General features: G+C 35.6%; 20 protein-coding genes and 4 tRNA genes. 10 read left to right on the top strand and 14 right to left on the bottom strand.

The window, feature by feature from the left end:
• Window positions 1-63 precede the first annotated feature (63 nt).
• From WEEVI_RS06945 to WEEVI_RS06935, 3 genes are read left to right on the top strand one after another with little or no spacing between them, the layout of a single operon-like run.
• Window positions 64-1659: a type VI secretion system amidase effector protein Tae4 gene (locus tag WEEVI_RS06945; RefSeq protein WP_013598438.1), complete on the top strand. Its 1596-nt coding sequence runs from the start codon at window positions 64-66 to the stop codon at window positions 1657-1659.
• Window positions 1660-1664: 5 nt separating this feature from the next.
• Entirely contained in the window at window positions 1665-2249 is a 585-nt protein-coding gene (locus WEEVI_RS06940; RefSeq protein WP_013598437.1) for a WG repeat-containing protein, read from the top strand.
• A gap of 59 nt (window positions 2250-2308) precedes the next feature.
• Window positions 2309-2680 (top strand): hypothetical protein, encoded by a 372-nt coding sequence (locus WEEVI_RS06935; RefSeq protein WP_013598436.1) that lies wholly within the window; start codon window positions 2309-2311, stop codon window positions 2678-2680.
• Between the two features lie 33 nt (window positions 2681-2713).
• Here the strand turns inward: WEEVI_RS06935 and WEEVI_RS06930 are convergent, their stop codons facing one another.
• On the bottom strand, window positions 2714-3025 hold the full coding sequence (locus WEEVI_RS06930) for a YbaB/EbfC family nucleoid-associated protein (RefSeq protein WP_013598435.1): 312 nt from the start codon (window positions 3023-3025) through the stop codon (window positions 2714-2716).
• A 91-nt stretch (window positions 3026-3116) separates the two neighbouring features.
• On the opposite strand from WEEVI_RS06930, the gene WEEVI_RS11640 reads away from it, so the two are divergent.
• Window positions 3117-3233 (top strand): integrase core domain-containing protein, encoded by a 117-nt coding sequence (locus tag WEEVI_RS11640; protein WP_081448723.1) that lies wholly within the window; start codon window positions 3117-3119, stop codon window positions 3231-3233.
• Between the two features lie 283 nt (window positions 3234-3516).
• Here the strand turns inward: WEEVI_RS11640 and WEEVI_RS06925 are convergent.
• A tRNA-Ala gene (locus WEEVI_RS06925) sits at window positions 3517-3590 on the bottom strand.
• 152 nt (window positions 3591-3742) lie between these two features.
• Entirely contained in the window at window positions 3743-4066 is a 324-nt protein-coding gene (locus tag WEEVI_RS06920) for a hypothetical protein (protein WP_126414847.1), read from the bottom strand.
• A gap of 133 nt (window positions 4067-4199) precedes the next feature.
• Between WEEVI_RS06920 and WEEVI_RS06915 the strand changes: the two genes are divergently transcribed.
• The 4 genes from WEEVI_RS06915 (at window position 4200) to WEEVI_RS06905 (ending at window position 7613) form a co-directional block, all read left to right on the top strand.
• On the top strand, window positions 4200-6701 hold the full coding sequence (locus WEEVI_RS06915; protein WP_013598433.1) for a TonB-dependent receptor: 2502 nt from the start codon (window positions 4200-4202) through the stop codon (window positions 6699-6701).
• A gap of 113 nt (window positions 6702-6814) precedes the next feature.
• The gene (locus WEEVI_RS06910; protein ID WP_013597374.1) at window positions 6815-7195 is read left to right on the top strand and encodes an ASCH domain-containing protein; all 381 of its coding nucleotides are present in this window, start codon (window positions 6815-6817) and stop codon (window positions 7193-7195) included.
• A gap of 82 nt (window positions 7196-7277) precedes the next feature.
• A complete protein-coding gene (locus tag WEEVI_RS11505) occupies window positions 7278-7406 on the top strand; it encodes a hypothetical protein (RefSeq protein ID WP_260181901.1) in 129 nt (42 codons plus the stop codon).
• A 12-nt stretch (window positions 7407-7418) separates the two neighbouring features.
• Window positions 7419-7613: a phosphoadenosine phosphosulfate reductase domain-containing protein gene (locus WEEVI_RS06905; protein WP_013598432.1), complete on the top strand. Its 195-nt coding sequence runs from the start codon at window positions 7419-7421 to the stop codon at window positions 7611-7613.
• Window positions 7614-7806: 193 nt separating this feature from the next.
• On the opposite strand, the gene WEEVI_RS06900 is transcribed toward WEEVI_RS06905, so the two are convergent.
• Window positions 7807-7887 (bottom strand) — tRNA-Leu (locus WEEVI_RS06900).
• Between the two features lie 51 nt (window positions 7888-7938).
• On the bottom strand, window positions 7939-8709 hold the full coding sequence (locus WEEVI_RS06895; protein ID WP_013598431.1) for an MBL fold metallo-hydrolase: 771 nt from the start codon (window positions 8707-8709) through the stop codon (window positions 7939-7941).
• Between the two features lie 131 nt (window positions 8710-8840).
• On the opposite strand from WEEVI_RS06895, the gene WEEVI_RS06890 reads away from it, so the two are divergent.
• Window positions 8841-10283, top strand: a complete 1443-nt coding sequence (locus tag WEEVI_RS06890) for a hypothetical protein (protein ID WP_041942306.1) — start codon at window positions 8841-8843, stop codon at window positions 10281-10283.
• 94 nt (window positions 10284-10377) lie between these two features.
• On the opposite strand, the gene recA is transcribed toward WEEVI_RS06890, so the two are convergent.
• From recA to WEEVI_RS06845, 9 genes are all read right to left on the bottom strand, one after another.
• Window positions 10378-11376, bottom strand: coding sequence for a recombinase RecA (gene recA, locus WEEVI_RS06885; RefSeq protein ID WP_013598429.1), 999 nt, complete (start codon window positions 11374-11376; stop codon window positions 10378-10380).
• Between the two features lie 10 nt (window positions 11377-11386).
• Entirely contained in the window at window positions 11387-11842 is a 456-nt protein-coding gene (bcp, locus tag WEEVI_RS06880; protein ID WP_013598428.1) for a thioredoxin-dependent thiol peroxidase, read from the bottom strand.
• 130 nt (window positions 11843-11972) lie between these two features.
• A complete protein-coding gene (locus tag WEEVI_RS06875) occupies window positions 11973-12380 on the bottom strand; it encodes an NUDIX hydrolase (RefSeq protein WP_013598427.1) in 408 nt (135 codons plus the stop codon).
• Window positions 12381-12440: 60 nt separating this feature from the next.
• A tRNA-Asp gene (locus tag WEEVI_RS06870) sits at window positions 12441-12514 on the bottom strand.
• A 38-nt stretch (window positions 12515-12552) separates the two neighbouring features.
• Window positions 12553-12626 (bottom strand) — tRNA-Asp (locus WEEVI_RS06865).
• 124 nt (window positions 12627-12750) lie between these two features.
• Window positions 12751-13068 carry a thioredoxin gene (trxA, locus tag WEEVI_RS06860; RefSeq protein WP_013598426.1) on the bottom strand — a complete coding sequence of 106 codons (318 nt, stop codon included), beginning with the start codon at window positions 13066-13068 and terminating at the stop codon, window positions 12751-12753.
• 104 nt (window positions 13069-13172) lie between these two features.
• Window positions 13173-17564, bottom strand: a complete 4392-nt coding sequence (dnaE, locus tag WEEVI_RS06855; RefSeq protein WP_013598425.1) for a DNA polymerase III subunit alpha — start codon at window positions 17562-17564, stop codon at window positions 13173-13175.
• A gap of 87 nt (window positions 17565-17651) precedes the next feature.
• The gene (locus WEEVI_RS06850) at window positions 17652-17996 is read right to left on the bottom strand and encodes a MerR family transcriptional regulator (RefSeq protein WP_013598424.1); all 345 of its coding nucleotides are present in this window, start codon (window positions 17994-17996) and stop codon (window positions 17652-17654) included.
• Window positions 17996-18994 (bottom strand): M23 family metallopeptidase, encoded by a 999-nt coding sequence (locus WEEVI_RS06845; protein ID WP_013598423.1) that lies wholly within the window; start codon window positions 18992-18994, stop codon window positions 17996-17998. The genes WEEVI_RS06850 and WEEVI_RS06845 overlap by 1 nt, the downstream gene beginning before the upstream one ends.
• 100 nt (window positions 18995-19094) lie before the next feature.
• Here WEEVI_RS06845 and alaS point away from each other — a divergent pair, with 100 nt between their 5' ends.
• Complete coding sequence (alaS, locus tag WEEVI_RS06840; protein ID WP_013598422.1) at window positions 19095-21704, top strand: alanine--tRNA ligase; 2610 nt, start codon at window positions 19095-19097, stop codon at window positions 21702-21704.
• Window positions 21705-21757: the final 53 nt, after the last annotated feature.

Below are 21757 nucleotides of genomic sequence, written 5' to 3'. Positions count from 1 at the left end.
CTTATTTTTTTTAATAGAATATTTTTATTTAGGTTTGAGGAAAACCTAATAAAAACTTAACCTATGAAGAAAATTATCCTATTGTTAGTATTATCTATTTTATTTGTACACTATTCATGTGAAAACGATTTAGATGATATTATTGAGGAATCTGAAAATCACTCACACAGTAAAAACCCAATTAAAAAGAAAGAAATTATTTCCTATAAAACTTTTTTAGAAATAAATAAAGAGACCAAACTCTCCAAAGAATTTGACAATATATTTTTTAAAAAATCTAATAACACTATAAATATAGACACTACTGAGATTGTATCTATCACCACTGATTATCAGGTCACCTATACATTCAAAGTTAATGAAGACAGTTTGACTAACGGCTTTCGAAACATTATTATACAAAGTACACCTAACAATAATAAGTTTTTTTTAGTTGAATACCCTCCGAACTTTAATCAATCTACTAACAATGAAGGTTTACAAGTAAAAGTAAAACAAATATCTGAGAATAATATAAATGTGAAACATTCTGAAAGTTTATGTATTGCAATATTCGAATGTAGTGAAGGTATGCATACAGCATCTAATCAAGAAGAATGGCACGAATGTGTAGCAACAAAAAAACCAGCATATGCCTTAGTACCTTGTGGAGGAGTCAGCACTGGTGGTCCTTCTGGTGAAGACCCGAGAGGAGGCATGAACGAAGGGATCCCTACAGATCCATTAGATGGTCAAGGAAACAACTCTAATTATTCCAGCGCTAATGTTTTAGCACAATACATAAACCTCTCTACTATAGAAATTAATTGGCTTATAGAAAATCCTAATATTTCTAATAAATTTCTTCAATTATTAAGTGCTAATGGTTATTCTAATCAATCCAAAGATTTTATCAAATGGGCAATTGATTATTTAAATGTTAATTATCAAGCAAAAAATTATTTTAATCAAAACCCGCAAGATTTGGATGTTTTATTTGCTTTAGGCTCTGATTTCTTTAATCAAAATCCTAATATTAGTTGGGATTATTTAGAAAATTGGTTTTTTAAAAAGCAAATAGAAACTGAAAATCATCCTGTAGTGGATCCTAATCTTATCACTTTTGATACGCCTGTTCAACAATCCTCATTACCTAGTTTTAATACTTTTTTAAATAATTTTCCTAAAAAAGGTAGTTCTCCAAATTATACAGAATTACCTACTTCTGAGGCTTATAAACTAGCAGGAGGCTCTCTTTGGGATAGTCATTTAAACCAGAGAGATGCATACAATAATGCTTGTGCTATTAGAGGCTCTAGAGGTTTATTATATTCAGGTTTTGACATTCCTGTACTTCGTTATAATGGCACACAAAGAACTCAAAAAGGAGGAGACGGAAAAAATTATATATTAGATGCTGTTTCTTTTAATAAATTTATGATTCAAAAGTTCGGAGACACTCCTCATAAACTAGAAGGAGCCGATGCAAATGACCCTAAAAAAGTGGCCGATTTACTAAAAAATAAAAATGGTATTTACGTAATTATAAATGATAAATATCCTTCTCAAATTCATTATTCTGGTCATGTTGATACAATTATAAATGGTAAATGTATTGGAGGTGCTTACACTACTCCTAATGGAGGTGTTAAATCAATAAGAATTTGGGTGTTAAATTAATTACTATGAAAAAGATAATATTTCTTTACCTTATTTTATTTTTCTTCCCTTTTACAAAAGGAAATGCTCAATGTAAATTAGAAAAGTTTACTTTGGTACGTACAGATAATATTGTCTCGGAAAACTATATGTTAATAGCAGAAAATGGAATAACCAAAAAACTAAATCCTAATAAATATATAGTTAGTCTTACATTTCATGAAAATGCATATTTTGCTATTTTTTCAATAAAAGGAAAAAAAGGCTGGAGTGCTATAGATTTCAATGAAAATATTCTATTTGAAGTATATAATACTATTCCTAATGAACCTTGGCCAGATTATTTAATTGAAGATAGAATCAGAATTGTTGGTAAAAATAATAAAATAGGTTTTGCAAATGAATGTGGTAAAATTATTATAAAACCAAAATTTGATTTTGCCACAAGTTTCAATAATGGTTATGCTATTGTAGGCAAAAAATGTTCTGAATCAAGTATTAAATGTAATCAATATGGATATATTGATAAAAATGGAAAAATTATTAAAATAAGCAACTATACTTTTGACCAAATACAAAAAGAAATTAATTGGAAAGACATAAATCTGTAATAGATTAAAAGCTTAATATACTTAATAAAAAAGATATTTTTTTTATAAATCAATAGTTAATGAAAAAACCAATCCTTATTAACTTTTCAGTTCTGTTCGTAATGTTACTTGTTTTTGTTGGATATTGGTATCATGAACTTTTTGGACAGCGAATAGTGCATAAATTTGAGGTTACCGATTTTTCGAAATTGAAATTTGATACTTTAAGACCCAATAAAAAAGATAATTATACAACCCATTATGTAAAAATTAAAGGTGAAATTAGTGATACTATAAAGATTCATTTGTTCGGATATCCAGAAATTATTAATGGAAAAGTTGACACAATATTTAAAAACATTGATTATTACGGCACATATGATGCAATATTAAAAATTGAACCTAAAAAATATACGAGCGGTAAATTATTCTTCGAACATGTTATACAATAAAAAAATCCACTTCGATCGAAGTGGATTTATATTTTAAAAAGGTAAGCCAGGAATATTGGGCATATTTTCGGCTGCTGTTTTTCTTGCTTTCTCCATCGCTTCGGTTTTCACTTTCTCCAAAGCACGATTCAGCGTCAAAACCAATTCATCTTCCAATTGTTCTTTGTCCAAACCTTCTGCAATCTCAATATCTTTGATGGTAGCAAATTTCGACATGGTAATTTTCACATTTCCAGAAATAGATTTTGCAATAAATAGATCGTTATCCAATTCTTCTTTCAGATCACTAAACTTTTCTTTTATTCCGTTTAGTTTTTCCATCATACCCATTAAATTTCCAAACATAAATATCTTTATTTTATAATTTCTACTTGCAAATATAACCACATCAAATATAACCAAAAGAGTGAATAGTCTATGTTTATTTTTAGAATAGATAAAGGAAAATCAAGTAAAAATCCATTACATCCAACCTGGAAAGCCAACCCAGAACGCACTGATCGAAAAAATCAACCGAAGCTGCAGAGAAGAACTATTAAATCCTTACATCTAGGACTCAATACAACAAGTGGAACTAAAAGTAACCCAGTAGCAATGGGAATACAATCACCAAAGACCGCATCAATCATTGAGGTATAAATCTCCTAATCAATTTGAAATTAATGAATAACAATTATTAAGTTTACAGTGGTAACAAAAAAAAGTAGCTTACACAACTTTTTTATTTCTCTGAACTTGGATACGTCATACAAAAGAAAACTTAGACAAAAATTAGGATAAAGTCCCTGATTTAGTCCGAGTATTTTATAATTTACTGATATATAGTGTGTGTGTTGTGGAGAATACGGGATTCGAACCCGTGACCTTTTGACTGCCAGTCAAACGCGCTAGCCAGCTGCGCCAATTCCCCAATACGCCGACAAAAATAGAATAATTTTCTACATTATACAAACTTTTCGTTTTTTCTCTAGTCCAACCACCCAGTATATATCCGAAGAAAATAAAATTCTTCAGATGATACAAGCTGATATCCTCTAATAATCTTCTCTACAATGAGAAAAATTATTTTTGCATTGGTTTACGAGACCGATGATGCTTTGCCTTCAACTCTTCCAACTTTTTAAGTTGGTCAGCACTCAAAACACGACCAATTTCTGCTTTTTCTTTCGCACGGATTTCATTCATTTTCTTGCGCAATTCTTCTTTCTCACCCGCATACGAAGCATAAATTTTTTTGATACGATTAATTTGATCATCCGATAAGTCTAATTCTTGTTTCAATTTGGTCATCGAATGCTTTTCTAATTTTACAGGGTTTTGTGCTCGAACCGAGGTTGATACGCCAAAAACACCCATCAAGACCATTAACTTTATTTTACAATTCATAATTGTCATATTAATTCTCTACGCTTATGACAAGGTAAAGGTAAAAAGGTTTAATTATGATAAAAAATTTATTCGTGCATTAAACCTTTTCTGTAATAACTTGTCTATAATACTCAAGATTATATAAAATAATATGAGTATCAAAAATTTATCCTGGATTATCTTGAGTTTTTTTGCGATTAATGTAATGGCTCAAGACACCTTTAAAGTAACTGGAAAAGTAACCAACAACAGTACACAAAAACCAATAGAATTTGCTTCGGTAATTATAGAAAATAATCAAGCTGGCTATATTGCCGAGGTTATTACCAACGCAAATGGAGACTTTCTATACGATTTACCCCAAGGAGATTATCTTTTTGTGATAGAAGCACTGGGCTATTCTACAATAGAAAAGCAAGTGCGTGTAACAGAAACCCTTAATCTAGGAAACATTCCGCTCGCTGCAGAAGAAGTGATTTCTCTACAAGCCGCCACTATTGTAGCAGAAAAGCCTATCTACAAAGTAGAGCTCGACAAAAAAGTATACGATATGGCCAACGACCCGATGTCACAAGGACAAAGCTTGTCTGATGCTCTACAAAACGTCCCATCGGTACAAGTAGATACAGAAGGTAATGTGTCGCTCCGAGGAAATGAAAACGTTAAATTTCTGATCGATGGTAAACCTTCGGGGATGTTAGGAATTTCTAATCCTGCCGAAGCATTGAAAAACATCCCATCAGAAAATGTAGAGAGAGTAGAAGTAATCACCAATCCTTCTTCCCGATACGAAGCTTCTGGTTCTGCTGGAATCATCAATATTATTCTGAAAAAAGGATCGAACAACGGCTTCAACGGATCCATCACAGCCAATGCCGGAACTCCAGAATCGGTAGGAGCTAATGCCAATCTTAACTATCGCACCAATAAAATTAATCTTTTTACAAATTTCGGTTTCCGATACTCGAAAAGAGAAGGTGAAAGCTCGGTGAAAACAACTTTCTACAATCCCAGAGAAGAACGAATAGGAAACGATGAAGTTGGGTATGATGACATTCTGTACAGCTACCGCGAAACGCAAAGGAATAATGACCGAATCAGAAGAAACTTTAATTTTCGTGCTGGTTTCGAGTATTATTTAGACCCAAAAAATAGCTTTACTTTCTCTGCAGGATACCGTTTCAATAACGGAAACTCCTTGAGTAACATTTTATATACCTATGCCAACGATGATAAATTTTCTTTTTATGATCAGGTAAGAAAACAAAATGAAGATGAAATCGAACACAATATCGATGCGGATTTCAACTACACGCACAAATTTGATAATAAAGGACATGAATTCTCAGTAAATGCACGTATGTCGTATGCAAAAGAAGATGAAGAAGCAGATTTACGCAACTTTAGAAATTCTCGACAAATCCGTCAAGAAGCTGCAAGTAGTTACGAAAACTATAAATCGGTAACGATATCTGCCGATTATGTGAAACCAATAGGTGAAAAAGGAAAGTTTGAATTAGGTGCTCGCGGAAACATAGAAAACACCACCACAACCTTTAGAGCTACTCGACTAATAGATAATCTGTGGACACAGATTCCTGGCTTCAATGCAGAGGTAGACAACTTCCAGAATGTGTATGCAGCCTATACGCAGTACGGAAATACTATCGGAAAATTTACCTACTTTGCAGGAGTTCGTATGGAATATTCGGATATGACAATCAAGGATGAAACTCTGAAAAAAACCATTAATAAAGAGTATGTTGATTGGTTCCCGTCAGCAACCCTAAACTATGAGTTCAACGATAAAAATCAATTACAATTAAGCTATTCTCGTAGAATTCGACGCCCGATGTCGTTCTTCTTATTACCCTACTTCACCTATAGTGATGACCAAAACATCCGAAAAGGAAATCCAGACATCAACCCAACCTATACCAATGCTATCGAATTATCGTACATTACCAATATCGGTAAATTGATGATTACACCAAATATCTATTACCAACGTTCGACCGATGTTTACCGTAATCTGAATTACAATGCCGGACAATATTTCGAGAGTTTGCCAATTAATCTAGGAACGCAAGATCGTTACGGATTAGACCTTACATTTACTTACCGCCCATTCAGATGGTGGAATCTAATGGGAAGCATCAACGTGTTTGGATATGATGATAAAGGAGAAATCGATTATACATATACCTACCGAGAAGCAGACGGTAGCGAACATAACGTAACCGAAAACTTCAATTTCAAAGGTGACGGAATAAGCTCTTTTGCAAGACTTTCATCAAACTTTAAGCTTCCGGCAGACTTCGGATTTCAATTGGCCGGAATGTACCGCGGAAAAACAAAAAATGCTCGACAAGATGTAAACGCAAATATTAGTATGGATGCATCGCTAACCAAAGATATCCTGAAAGGAAGAGGAACATTTACCCTGAATGTACGCGACGTTTTCGATTCTCGTAAACGTGCTTTTACCTCATACGGAAATGATTTCTTAACAGAATCTGAAATGCGTTGGAACACTCGAATGATTAATCTAAGCTTTACGTATCGTCTAAAAGCTAATCAACCGAAACAACGCGATCGCCAAAACAATATGGATGATAACGGTGGAATGAGAGATGAAATGATGCCAGAATAAACCATAGTGCCGAATAAACTAACAAATCCCTACTAACAAGAAAAATTTCTTTACAGTAGGGATTTTTTCTTTATTCTGAATATCATTTATTTATTTTGTAGAAAATCAACATTATGAGTAAGAAAAAAAATTTAACATTAAGCATTAAGCAAGTTTATTTTGATGAGATACTTGCAGGCACAAAGAAAATAGAAACAAGAGAAATTAGACCTAAAAACGTGCACAGGTATTGTCGGGTAGATGAAGAGGGTTATGTAATCGAAGATGAAGAAACGGGCAATATTCTGCCCGTTGAATATGACACAATAACATTTCTTACAGGTGCGTACAAAGGTACACGCCCGAGAATGGTGGTGAAAGTAGAAAGGGCAGATATATTTTTATTAGTAGATGAAGAAACAGGTGAATTGATCATTTTACAAGATGAAAAGGGTAAAGATTATAATGCGGCTATTATTGAATATAGCTTAGGCGAAATCATTTCTAGACCATAAATGAATAATTATTGTTTAACATTTTAAATATTTAGCTGAGTTGTTTATAGATTAGGAGTACAAAGACAATTGCGCACAACGAATGCATCGTCGGGTTATCGAGGGGGTAGTAGAACTTCATCGGTGGCAAGTGGTGGACCCGCTGGTAGAGGTAACAGATTTGTATCTCGTAGACAAAGGTATTACGATGTACGCCGAGCATTTGGTTTAAGTGGGGGTTAATATGTTAACGCCTTTAGAGCATGCAAAAAAAGTAATTAGCACGGTTCGAGATCGTTCAAACCGTGCAATACTTTTTTATTCGGCAGGAAAAGACAGTATTGTTTTGCTTGATTTAATGGCTAAACAATTTGATGAGGTGGTGTGTGCGTTTATAAATTTTTCGAAAAGTTTCAATACATTGATTATCAAACAATAAAAAAACTACCTCATAAATGAAAAATCTTTTTATCTATAATCTAATTTTTTCTTTTGATATGCGAGCTAAACATGCCCGTGTAATTTGAGGAAAACTATCGTGCGATATAGTTCATTTGTCTTTGCTGTTTTCTCAAATGTTCGGAAACATTCAAATAAAAAACCCTTAATACGTTATATATTAAGGGTTTCAGTACTCGGAGTGGGAATCGAACCCACACTCCAATGGAACACGAGTTTGAGTCGTGCGCGTCTACCAATTCCGCCATCCGAGCCATTATTGTGGTTGCAAATATAGGACGCTTTCTTTTTACTACAAAAAAAATCTATAAAAATATTTGCATTTTATCATAAGCCAAATCCATCCCTTTCGGTAACAAAGAGTTGACCTCTTCATAGAAGCCCATTTCTACACTGATATGAGTGAAGTAAGTTTGTTTTGGCTGGAGTTTTTGGGTAATTTCTATAGCATCTGCCAATAACAAGTGTGCATGATGTGGATTTTCTTGTCGCAAAGCACTCAAAACTAAAACATCTAGATTTTCTAGTTTTTCTAATGTTTTTTCTGGCAAAGATTTCACATCTGTAAGATAAGCGATTTTCTTATCAAAAATATATCCTAAAATAGACAATCCACCATGCATTACCTCTACAGGTTGGATATGTATATCGTTGATATAAAAAGGCTCCAATCCAATTGCATGCTCTTCTACTTGTGGAATACCAGGATATTTAGTACCATCAAAAATATACGGAAAACGTACGCGTATCTGATTCAACACACGTGGCAATCCATAAATTGGCAAATCTCTTTTAGCCTTGAAAATTAATGGCCTTGTATCATCAATACCCAAAACATGGTCATTGTGCTCATGCGTGAAAACTATCGCATCTAGATTTTGTACGTTTTCTCTCAACATCTGATACCGAAAATCTGGGCTACAATCTACCACTACACGCGTTTCATTTTTTTCTACCATAAAAGATGATCGCAAACGCTTATCTCTAGGATCATTAGAAAAATTTACGGGATGATCGGATGCAATAACCGGAACACCTTGTGATGTTCCTGTGCCTAAAAAAGTTGCTTTTAACATGTTTCTTGGTCTACTATCCTACAACAAAACGATAAATGAAAAATACACCTAACTTTTATTTTAAACGTATTCGTTTGTTAATCGGACTTGATTTGATAAATTTACGGCAACAAAAAATTTTCTGCAAAATTATGTCGATTCAACAAGTATTAACTCCAAAACAAAAGGCACTTATCATTAACCTCAACCCAAAGATTTACGGCTCTTTCGCCGAAATTGGAGCAGGACAAGAAACAGTTCGTTTTTTCTATCGTGCTGGTGCAGCTTCTGGCACACTTGCCAAGGCAATGAGCGCCTATGACAAGGATTTCTCTGATGCGATTTATGGTGCAGAAAGCGATAACCGCTACGTAACGCAAAAGCGACTAAAAAAAATGCTCGATCATGAAATGGTTTTGATGATGGAGAGATTAAACAAAGAACATCATCAAGAAAAATGTTTTTTTGCTTATGCAAATACCGTAACTACGATAGATTATTCTAAAAAAAATGAAGGACATGGTTGGGTCGGAATTCGTTTTAAACTAAATGTAGAAGACAAAGAAGCCGACGAAATTGTAGTACACGTAAAATTCAAAGAAAACTCTGCAAAGTTACAACAAGAAACTTTGGGAATTTTGGGGGTAAATCTCATCTATGGCGCATATTATCTATACGAAAACCCAAGAGAATTGATAAAATCTCTATATGATTCGCTCGATAAAGATCAGCTAGAAATTGATATGATCAATTTTCGAGGGCCGCATTTCAAGTATGTAGATAACCGTTTGATGAGTTTGCAATTGGTGAAAAATGGCTTTACCGATGTTGCGATTTTCAACCCTGAAGGTAAAAATATACTGCCGGCAGATTTGTTATACAAAAAAAATATTTATGCCGTTCGCGGATCTTTCCGCCCGGTTATGAATGTGAATATGGACATGTTTCAGGGTGGATTGAGCCAGTTTAGGCAAACCGAAGGCGTTACGGATAACAATACCGAAATCCTATTCGAGATCACCCTGAGCAACTTAATTGCATCGGGCTTACAAGGTGAGCTGGATGAAAGAGATTTCCTCGATCGGGCAGATATCATTGGTAGCTTAGGATTTAATGTAATTATTTCTAATTTTTCTGAGTATTATAAACTGGTTGATTATTTTTCGAAATTCACCCGAAATCAGACTAAAATTGGTTTGGCAATGGGTGTAAACAATTTATTAGAAATCTTCAAAGAGAATTATTATACCAATCTTCCGGGTGGAATAATGGAAGCTTTCGGTAAACTTTTTAAAAAACAAATGAAGATTTTCCTCTACCCTTATTTAGATAAAAAAGACAACCTTTTGTTGAACTCTAAAAACCTGAAAGTAGAGAAAAATCTACACGAATTGTATAAGTTTTTCTTGTATAATGATAAAATTGAAGACATTACCGAATACAACGAAGATTATCTGAATACCTATTCACGAGATATCCTGAGAAAAATTTCTAATAACGAAAGTGGTTGGGAAAAAGAATGTCCAAAAAGTGTAGTTGAATTGATTAAAGAACGTGGAATGTTCGGGTATAACGAGCATCTTTTACTGGAGTAATTTCTATAGAAAACTCTAAGAAAATGACACAAAAAAATCCGAAGTTTTTACTTCGGATTTTATCATTAATAACTAGAAAAAACCTTATTATAATTTATTCTTCACGAATAACTTCTAATATTTTCTCTTCGATTTCTTCTGACAACTCCGGATTATCTCTCAGAACTTCTTTTACAGCATCACGCCCTTGTCCTAGTTTACTTTCATTATACGAGTACCACGAACCCGATTTTTGCACAATGCCTTTTTCCACTGCTAAATCGAGTATTTCACCAACTTTCGAGATTCCTTCGCCATACATAATATCGAATTCTGCCTGACGGAAAGGTGGAGCTACTTTGTTTTTTACGACTTTTACTTTTGTATGGTTTCCAATAACTTCGTCTCCGTTTTTTATTTGTGTAGAGCGACGGATATCTAATCGAACAGAAGCATAAAACTTCAATGCATTTCCTCCGGTGGTTGTCTCTGGATTACCAAACATCACCCCAATTTTCTCTCTTAACTGATTAATGAAGATTGCTGTACATTTTGTTTTATTGATTGTGGCAGTCAATTTACGTAATGCCTGCGACATCAAACGAGCTTGTAATCCCATACGAGAATCTCCCATTTCTCCTTCGATTTCCGCTTTCGGAGTCAAGGCAGCTACCGAGTCGATTACAATTATATCGATTGCCCCCGAACGGATAAGATTATCTGCAATCTCTAGAGCTTGCTCACCATTATCGGGCTGAGAGACAATTAGCTCTTCTATATTAACTCCTAATTTTTCTGCATAATAGCGATCAAAAGCATGTTCGGCATCAATAAATGCTGCAATACCTCCCTGCTTTTGAGCTTCGGCAATAGCATGAAGTGTAAGAGTAGTTTTACCAGAAGATTCTGGTCCGTAGATTTCTATTACACGGCCGCGAGGATAACCTCCTACTCCTAAGGCTATATCTAAGCCTAATGATCCCGAAGGTATTACTTCTATTTTATCGTCTATGGCAGAGTCGCCCATTCGCATTACAGTTCCTTTACCGTATGCCTTGTCCATCTTATCGAGAACAAGTTGTAATGCTTTCTTTTTATTATCTGAATCACTCATTATTTCTTATTTAGTTTTCTAAAATTTGTTTTGCATGTTCTTTGGTTTTCACCTTGCTGATTACCTCATCGATTATTCCTTCTTCATTTATCAAAAAAGTAGTTCGATGAATTCCATCATATTCGCGCCCCATAAATTTTTTCGGTCCCCAAACTCCAAAAGCGTTGAGAATGGTATGATCTTCATCTGCCAAAAGTGGAAAGGGTAAAGAATATTTTTCTGCAAATTTCTTTTGTCTTTCTACCGAATCTGCACTTACCCCAATAATCGAGTACCCTTTGGCAGCCAAAGCAGCTTCGTTGTCTCGCAAATTACAAGCTTCTGCTGTACAACCTGGTGTACTTGCTTTGGGGTAGAAAAACACAACTATTTTCTTACCTTGATAGTCGATCGAGCTCACCAGCTTTCCGTTTTGATCTACTCCACTGAATTCGGGTGCTTTATCTCCTTTTTCTAACATTTTCATCTCTTCACTTTTATGTTATGTAAAAATAATGAATTAATTTCGATAAAAGTTTATTTCTTTTTCTACTTTCTTGTTGACAAAGATAAATTATCATAACGACATAGCGCGTCGTCTATAAAAAGATGTTTTATTAGATTTCGTTAGCTTTCCACCACGGTAAACTGAATTCACAAAGCAAATGTGCTAATTGATAATTCTGGTAAGATGTTTTGCTCATCCAGGCAAATTCGGCTATTTCTTTGGCACATTGTATAGCAACATGATGAGGTATCGCTACATGAAATATTGTAGCTTTCACCAAAGTTTCTTGTTCGTTTACAGCTTTTGTACAGTGCTCGCCCAATAATTCTATAGGATAGGTAGAAATATCTACTTGTATTTCTTCTTTGCATTCTCGAATTAGCGCTTCGATAGGCTGTTCATCTCCTTCTATCTTGCCTCCTACCATCTGAAAATAAGAGGATTTTTTCTTCCGTACGATTAGAAAATCATTCTGCGGGTTGGTAATAATTGCCGAAGCCAAATACAAAATCTGCATCGTATAGTTGTATGAAATGTGTAGAAATAAAAAAAGCCTTACCCCTAGGTAAAGCTTCTGCGATCCGGACGGGACTCGAACCCGCGACCACCTGCGTGACAGGCAGGTATTCTAACCAACTGAACTACCGGATCAGTTTTTATAAATAATTATTAATGTGAGAGAACTTTTGCGATCCGGACGGGACTCGAACCCGCGACCACCTGCGTGACAGGCAGGTATTCTAACCAACTGAACTACCGGATCAGTGTATCAGTTTCGGATTGCAAATATACACGGTTTTTTTGATACTTCCTAAAATAAAATTGAAAAAAAACTCAGTTTTTCAACCGAGTTTTTATATCATTTTAATAATCAATAAGTTAATTGATTACATCAAAGCTTCTAATTTTTCTATTAATTGCTCTTTTGGAGCAACACCTACTACTTTATCTACAACTTCTCCGTTTTTGAAGTATAGAATTGTTGGGATGTTTCTGATTCCGTATTTTGCAGCAACCTCTTGATTGTTATCTACATCGACTTTCGCAACCACTGCTTTCTCGCTGTATTCTCCTGCAATTTCTTCAACTATTGGCCCTACCATACGACATGGTCCGCACCATACAGCCCAAAAATCTACCATTGCTGGTTTGCCCGAATTGATGATTTCTTTATCGAAACTTGCGTCTGTTACATCTAATGCCATAATTTTTTATTTTTTTGTTTTTCTAATATGTTGTTTAACAAAACTAAGAAAAAAAATTTATACTGATTGTGTATTTTTATCGATTATACTAATGATGCAATAGTTTAGCTTAAATTTATTTTTAATTCTTGAATAAGCTTGATTTCATCTAAAAGCTCTCGACAAATATTGACTTTGTATTTATCCGACGGTATTTCGAGTCGTATTTTTTCTTGATTATCAACTATCTTGAATTCTAATTTTTTGCTTCCCTGGTAGCGAACCACCATATCCAATAATCGCTCTACCAAGTGATCGTTGAGATCTTCTAAATCTATATTGATTCTTAAACTACTGGTACTCGACTCGAGGATATCACTCAATAACTGCATTTTCGTAATCTTGGTAAACATTTTTTCTCCAGTAATATTTCCGTCGCGGTCTTTGTACACTTTCTTTTCGAAAATTACACGAATATTCAAGAATATATTCTCATTGAAAAAATATTTAAACTTGAGATAGTCCTCTCCAAAAATCATAAAATCGTATGAATCGGAATAATCACTAAAAGTAAAGCTACCGTATTCTTTTCCATTTTTACTTATTCGATGCATAACATTACTCATTATTCCGCACATGGATAATTCTCTACCCGAAACCTCTCCTTCTCGCCCAATAAGTTGGCCAAGTGTCATATTAGAAATTAATTTTATTTCGTCTTTGTATTCATCTAGCGGATGTGAAGAGATAAACATTCCGATTACCTCTTTTTCTTTATATAATTCTTGCACAATACTCCATTTATCACAATCGGGTAATTGTGGCACAATATCTTCAACAGTACCGTCTAATCCACCGAACAACGATGTCTGAGCGCTATTTTTTTGGGCTTGATAATTGCCGCCGTATTTGATAATCTTCTCGAGATTTGTTGTTCCATCTTCTTGGTAAAAGTAGCGTCCACGATGAAAACCAAACTGATCAAATGCGCCTGCAAGAATTAGATTTTCGATAGTTTTTTTGTTTACAACTCGAAGATCTACACGTTTTACAAAATCGAAAATAGAGCTAAAATCACCGTTTTTTTCTCTTTCGGCAATAATTGCTTTTACGGCTGCAGAACCTACTCCTTTTACAGCTTCCATCCCAAAACGTATTGCGTTATTTTCGTTTACGTTAAATTTAGAAATCGATTCATTCACATCAGGGTTTAATACCTTTATCCCCATTCGCTTACACTCCTCCATAAAAAACGTAACTTGTTTTATATCGTTCATGTTGTTTGATAAAACCGCAGCCATATATTCTGCTGGGTAATGTGCTTTGAGATAAGCCGTTTGGTAGGCAATCCACGCATAGCAAGTCGAGTGAGATTTATTGAAGGCGTAGGAAGCAAAGGCTTCCCAGTCTGTCCATATTTTTTCTAGTATCTTAGGGTCGTGTCCTTTGGCAGCAGCTTGTTCTATGAACTTTGGTTTCATCTTATCGAGAACTGCTTTTTGCTTTTTCCCCATCGCTTTACGCAACACGTCGGCATCACCTTTAGAGAAATCGGCTAACTTTTGCGATAGCAACATTACTTGCTCTTGATAGACTGTGATACCGTAGGTTTCACTAAGATATTCTTCGCAAGCATCTAAGTCGTAGGTAATTTCCTCTATACCCGCTTTTCGTCGAATAAAAGACGGAATGTATTCCATCGGTCCGGGACGGTACAAGGCATTCATGGCAATAAGATCGGCAAAAACAGTTGGCTTAAGATCTCGCATATGTTTTTGCATTCCAGGTGATTCGTATTGGAAAATCCCAATGGTTTCTCCTCTTTGGAAAAGTTCGTATGTTTTATTGTCATCAATCGGAATCTGATCTGGGTCGATATCTATATCATGTCGAAGTTTCACCAGTTTTATCGTGTCTTTAATAAGAGTCAGTGTTTTCAACCCTAAAAAATCCATCTTCAGTAAACCTGCAAATTCTGCTACCGAGTTGTCGAACTGAGTGAGATATAAATCAGAATCTTTAGCGGTTGTAACTGGGACAAAATTCGTAATATCATCGGGTGTAATTATTACTCCACAGGCATGCACACCTGTGTTTCTTACAGACCCCTCTAAAATCTGAGCTTGCTGAATGGTTTGCGCTGTGAGATCATTTCCGTCTGATAAACGTTTTAGTTCTAAAACATTCTCTAAATCTTCTGGGCGTAATTCGTTTCTAAGAACTTTCTCGTCTAATTGAAAAATCTTAGACAGTTTCATATTCGGAATCAGTTTTGCGATTTTATCAGCCTCATACAGTGGCAAATCGAGTACACGTGCAGTATCTCGAATAGATGACTTGGCTGCCATTGTACCATATGTAATAATTTGTGCTACTTGATTGGCTCCATATTTATTGATAACATAATCCATCACTAAACTACGTCCTTCATCATCAAAATCAATATCAATATCGGGCATAGATACTCGGTCTGGATTAAGGAAACGCTCGAAAAGCAAATCGTATTCTATCGGGTCTAAGTTGGTAATTCCTAAACAATAAGCAACAGCAGAACCTGCTGCAGAACCGCGTCCTGGACCAACGGAAACACCCATTTCTCTTGCAGCCGCAATAAAATCCTGCACAATAAGGAAATACCCTGGATAACCGGTACGCTCGATGGTTGTAAGTTCGAAATCTAATCGCTCTTCAATTTCGGACGTTATGGTTTCGTATCGTCTTTTTGCTCCTTCGTATGTTAAGAATCGAAGATATGCATTCTCTCCACGTTTTCCCCCATCTTGCTCATCTTCGGCATGGATAAATTCTTCTGGGATTGTGAATTTAGGTAGTAATACATCTCTTCTTAATTTATATTCTTCTACTTTGTCGACAATTTCTTGGATGTTTATGATGGCATGAGGTATATCTCGGAAAAGATTTTTCATCTCTTCACTCGACTTGAAATAATATTCTTGATTCGGAAACCCGAAACGGAAGCCTCGACCACGCCCAATCGGCGTAGATTGTTTCTCGGCATCGCGCACACACAACAAAATATCATGTGCATTAGAGTCTTCTTTATCTATATAATATGTATTATTGGTTGCGATTAATTTCACGTTATGTTTCATCGCAAACTGAATGAGTGTCTGGTTTACCCGATCTTCATCTTCTTGTCCATGTCGCATTAGTTCGATATAAAAATCGTCTCCGAACTCTTCTTTCCACCACTCTAATGCTTCTTCAGCTTGTCTTTCTCCGATATTGAGAATTTTATTGGGGATTTCTCCCTGCAGGTTTCCAGAAAGTACAATTAACCCTTCCTTATGTTGTCTGATTACTTCTCGGTCTATCCTTGGCACATAATAGAATCCGTCGATATTCCCCTTCGAAGCCATTTTGGCTAAGTTATGGTAACCTACTTTATTTTTCGCTAAAAAAACAATCTGATATCCATTATCTTTTTTGGTTTTATCTAAATGATTTTCACACACAAAAAACTCTACCCCAACAATTGGTTTTATAGTCTTTTCTGTGGGTCCTAGACCTTGTGCTTCGAGTTCTTTATTTTTTTCCTCTACTTGCTGGTTGTGTTCGTATACTGCATCTACAAAATGAAAAGCTCCCATCATATTTCCGTGATCCGTGATGGCAACAGCAGGCATGTTTTGTTTTGCAGTAGCTTTTACCAAGTCTTTGATAGTGATTGTTGATTGTAGGATAGAAAACTGGGTGTGATTATGCAAATGAGAAAAGGGAGCATTCTCGAATTTTTCTAGAATCTCATCCGTTACTGCGGGCAAAACCACATCTGGCTCTTCTTTTGCCAAACGTTTAGCTATGGCTTCCGAAGCTTTTTTTAGATTCGTATGCTTTAGACCGATAGAGGCTATTTCGGTAGGGTTTGCTGTGCGAAAACGCGTGAAATAATTTTCATCTTTTTGCAAATCTTGTAATGTAAAAACCCCTGTTCGGATGAGCTCGAAGAAACAACGTGCTGTTGCTTCTACGTCTGCAGTTGCGTTATGCGCCTCTGAAAAAGGAACCTGGAACAGAAACTCATGCAATTCGGTAAGGGTTGGCAGCTTATAACGCCCTCCTCGTCCTCCAGGTAGTTTTAATAATTCTGCGGTTGTTTCGGTACAGGTATCCAAAACAGGAAGTTGATCGAGCTTATTTTCTACACCTTTTCGGTAGAATTCGGCAGCCATAATATTGATGTCAAACCCTAAATTCTGCCCAACAATGAATTTAGTTTTTGCTAAAGCTTTCTGAAATTTGTCCAAAACTTCCTCCAAAGGCACTCCTTGTTCAGTAGCCAAAGCTGTCGAAATACCATGAATTCTTTCAGAATCGTACGGAATATCAAATCCGTCTGGTTTCACTAAATAGTCTTGATGCTCGACTAGGTTTCCGAGTTCATCATGCAGCTGCCAGGCAATTTGTATACATCTTGGCCAGTTGTCAGAATCGGTAATTGGAGCGTTCCAATCTTTTGGTAAACCCGTCGTTTCTGTATCAAAAATTAAATACATGCTAGCTTTTTATTTTAGGGATTTCAATATACGATTTTTTAAAGAAAGTTTTTTTGATTTGCTTTTATGAGAATAAAAAAACGACGATTATTCGTCGTTCATATCATCTAAACTTTCTTTTATTTTTAGAAGTTCGGCTTTGACGTTTTCTAGTCGAGTAATAACCTCTATTTCTTCTACCAATCCTTTTTGTTCTTCGAGTGCAATTTTGGCACCTTCTAAAGTATAACCTCTTTCTTTTACCAAATGATAGATAACACGAAGATTTTCGATATCTTTTGGTGTAAAGAATCGGTTTCCTTTTTTATTTTTCTTGGGCTGAATAATCGAGAACTCTTTCTCCCAAAAGCGTATAAGTGAAGGGTTTACGTTGAAAGCACGCGACACTTCACCTATCGAATAATATAATTTATCTGGTAAATCGACGAACATTAATCCAAAGATACTGACATTTTTTGTGATTCTTCATACAATTTCACAAACTCATCTGGACTTATATCTTTATAAAAATAGGTCAGCGGATTGATAACTTCACCGTTTTTATGAATTTCGTAATGCAGATGAGAGCCAGTAGACATACCTGTATTGCCAACATTACCGATAATCTCTCCTCTTTTCACACGTTGACCAGGCTTTACTTTTATTTTACTCATATGACCGTACAAGGTCTCATACCCATTTCCATGATTAATTTTCACCATATTTCCATAACCATTTTCAGACCCAGTCTTTTCGACACGCCCATCGGCTGTTGCATAAATCGGAGTTCCTGTTGGAGCGGCAAAATCTAGGCCTTTGTGCATTTTCTTGATTTTAAGGATAGGATGAAAACGCATTCCAAAACCAGATGCAACTCTCGACATGTGTTTATTGGCAATGGGTTGAATAGCAGGTATAGAAGCAAACTCTTTCTCTTTCCCGTTTGATGCAGCTTTTATCTCTGCCAAAGATTTTGCCTGAAATTCTAAGCGTTTCACTAAAACATCCATACTTTTTGCTGTTTCGGCAACATATTCACCATTTGGCAAACTTAGTAAGTCCGAATACCGATCTGTTCCTCCGAAACCTGCCATCCGAACTTCTTCGGGGATTTCCTCTAATCCGTAAACATTTCGGTAGATTTTTGCATCTTTTTCTTCAATTGTTGCCAAAATTTTTCCTGCTTCTTTCATTTTGGCAGATAATTTGTTGTATTCTGATTGCAGTAATTTTAGGTCTTTTTTGTTTTGCTTTAGTTTTACTAATAGAGTTTCTTCTGTCGAAGCCGAATCTTTTTCCACTATCAAGTAAGCCGTAAAGCTTCCAGATAGCATTGCTACTAGAAGAAAAAAGACTGCCAAAATGATATTTCTATTGGTTTTCTTTAGGATGGAATGTACGATAGTAGAGGTTTTTAAGGTCGGTTCTAACTTAAAAGTATTATTTTCCATTTCTATCTAATTTGTTTTTATCTTTGTCAAAACGATTGCAAAGTAAGAACTATTTTAGCACATACTTTGTTAATCAAACGATAAAAATATTATAAACTAAATGAAATCCAAAGATATAAGAAAAGAATTTCTTAATTTTTTTCAACAACGCAATCATTTAATAGTAGATTCTGCACCAATTGTACTGAAAGACGATCCTACCTTAATGTTCAATAACTCTGGGATGGCACAATTTAAAGAATATTTTCTTGGGAATGCTACACCAAAGAGTAACCGAATTGCTGACACCCAAAAATGTTTACGAGTTTCTGGAAAACACAACGATTTAGATGATGTCGGTAAAGACACCTATCACCATACCATGTTCGAGATGTTAGGAAATTGGTCTTTTGGAGATTATTTTAAGAAAGAAGCAATTGCTTGGGCTTGGGAATTATTAACCGGAACGTACGGAATAGGCAAAGACCAAATCTATGTAACGGTTTTCGAAGGAGATGAAAAAGACGGCACTCAACTCGATCAAGAAGCGCTTGATTTATGGAAAGAACATATTGCAGAAGATAGAATTTTATTAGGAAATAAAAAAGATAATTTTTGGGAGATGGGCGATGTGGGGCCATGCGGACCTTGCTCAGAAATCCATGTAGATATCCGTCCAGAAGAAGAGCGTTTGGCTGTTGACGGAAAATCTTTGGTGAATCAAGACCATCCGCAAGTTATTGAGATTTGGAACTTGGTTTTCATGCAATATCAGCGACGAGCAGACGGAAGTCTAGAACCTCTACCTGCTAAACATATCGATACCGGTATGGGATTCGAGCGTTTGGCTATGGTTCTTCAGGGTAAAACATCTAATTACGACACGGATGTTTTCCGACCGTTGATAAAAAAATTAGAGAAAATTTCGGGCATCACTTATGGTGATAACGAAATTACCGACATTGCTATTCGGGTGGTTGTAGACCATTTGCGTGCAGTTTCTTTTGCCATAGCAGACGGGCAACTACCATCGAACACAGGAGCGGGCTATGTAATTCGTAGAATTTTGCGCCGAGCAATTTCTTATGGTTACCGTTTCCTAAACCTAAAAGAACCTTTTATTTACTTATTATTCCCTATCCTGAAAGATGAAATGGGAGATTTCTTCCCAGAACTTATCAAACAAGAAAGCATTGTGACGGGCGTAATCCGAGAGGAAGAATCTTCTTTCTTACGAACCATCGAACATGGATTGAATCGTTTGAATCAAATCATTGATCAATACCAGGACACAAAAGTTGTCCCAGGTCATGTTGTGTTTGAGTTGTATGATACATATGGTTTCCCTGCTGATTTATCACGTATCGTGGTAGAGGATCATAACTTTACCATTGATGAAGATGGATTTGAGGTAGAAATGAGCAAACAAAAAGCACGTTCTAAAAAAGCTACCGCTCTAGAAACAGACGATTGGGTTATTGTACGAGAAAATGCAAACGAAGAATTTGTTGGGTATGATATACTATCGACAGAAGTACAGATTACTCGTTACCGAAAAGTGAAAAACAAAAAAGGAGAGTTTTATCAGTTGGTTCTAGACAAAACGCCATTTTATGCAGAAAGCGGTGGACAAATAGGCGATACAGGTTTATTGATTTCGGCAAATGAACAGATAGAAGTACTCAATACCAAAAAAGAAAACAATCTTATCATTCATTTTGTTGAGCAATTACCAAGCAATATAGAGGCAACTTTCCAGGCAGAAGTTGATTCTATCACCCGCAATGAAACACAAAAAAACCACTCGGCAACTCATTTATTACACGAGGCATTACGCACTGTTTTGGGTACACATGTTGAGCAAAAAGGCTCGTATGTGGGGCCAGATTATTTACGTTTCGATTTTTCTCATTTCGGTAAGATGACTACAGAGGAAATAGCGGAAGTAGAAAAAATAGTAAACGATAGAATTGTTGCATCCATCCCGTTAGACGAAAAAAGAAATATTCCGTTCGATGAAGCAGTTTCTCAAGGTGCGATGGCTTTGTTTGGTGAGAAATATGGTGATTATGTTCGGTTGATAAAATTCGGATCTTCTGTAGAATTATGTGGAGGAACACATGTGAAAAATACTTCGGATATTCGACTTTTCAAGATTACCTCAGAGTCATCTACTGCGGCAGGAATTAGACGTATAGAAGCAATTACATCGAATGCAGCAATTGATGTGTTAAAAGAAGCTGAAAAAAATTACCAATCTGTTTTGGATACGTTGAAAACCAAAAGTGATGCGAAAAAAGCTGTACAACAATTGTTGGATGAAAATGCACAACTAAAAAAACAGGTAGAAAAGTTTGTGGCTCAACAAGCAAAAGCCGAAAAAGAAAATTGGAAACAACAAGTAAAAAACATCAATGGAATTCAATTTTTAGCTATAAAAACTGATTTGAATACGCAATCGGCCAAACAGAACGCAATTGATCTGACCAACGAGTTGGACAATGCATTTGTGGTGGTAGCAACAAAAGATGCTGTGAAACCATCGATTACGATTTCTATTGCTAAAAATTTAGTCGAAGAAAAACAATTGAATGCCGGACAAATTGTAAGGGAAATTGCCAAAAACATCCAAGGAAGTGGTGGCGGGCAAGCGTTTTTGGCCACAGCTGGCGGGAAAGATGTTACAGGAATTGATAAAGCTCTTGCACAAGCCGAAACTTTTGTTCAATAATTTTTTTACAAGTAATTAGAGTTTACTAACTCTTCAAACTACCAGAAAAGCAG

The organism is Weeksella virosa DSM 16922 (genome assembly GCF_000189415.1).
GTDB classification, from domain to species: domain Bacteria; phylum Bacteroidota; class Bacteroidia; order Flavobacteriales; family Weeksellaceae; genus Weeksella; species Weeksella virosa.
Note: the sequence above shows the minus strand (reverse complement) of the source record. Positions and strands in the feature narration are given on the sequence as shown.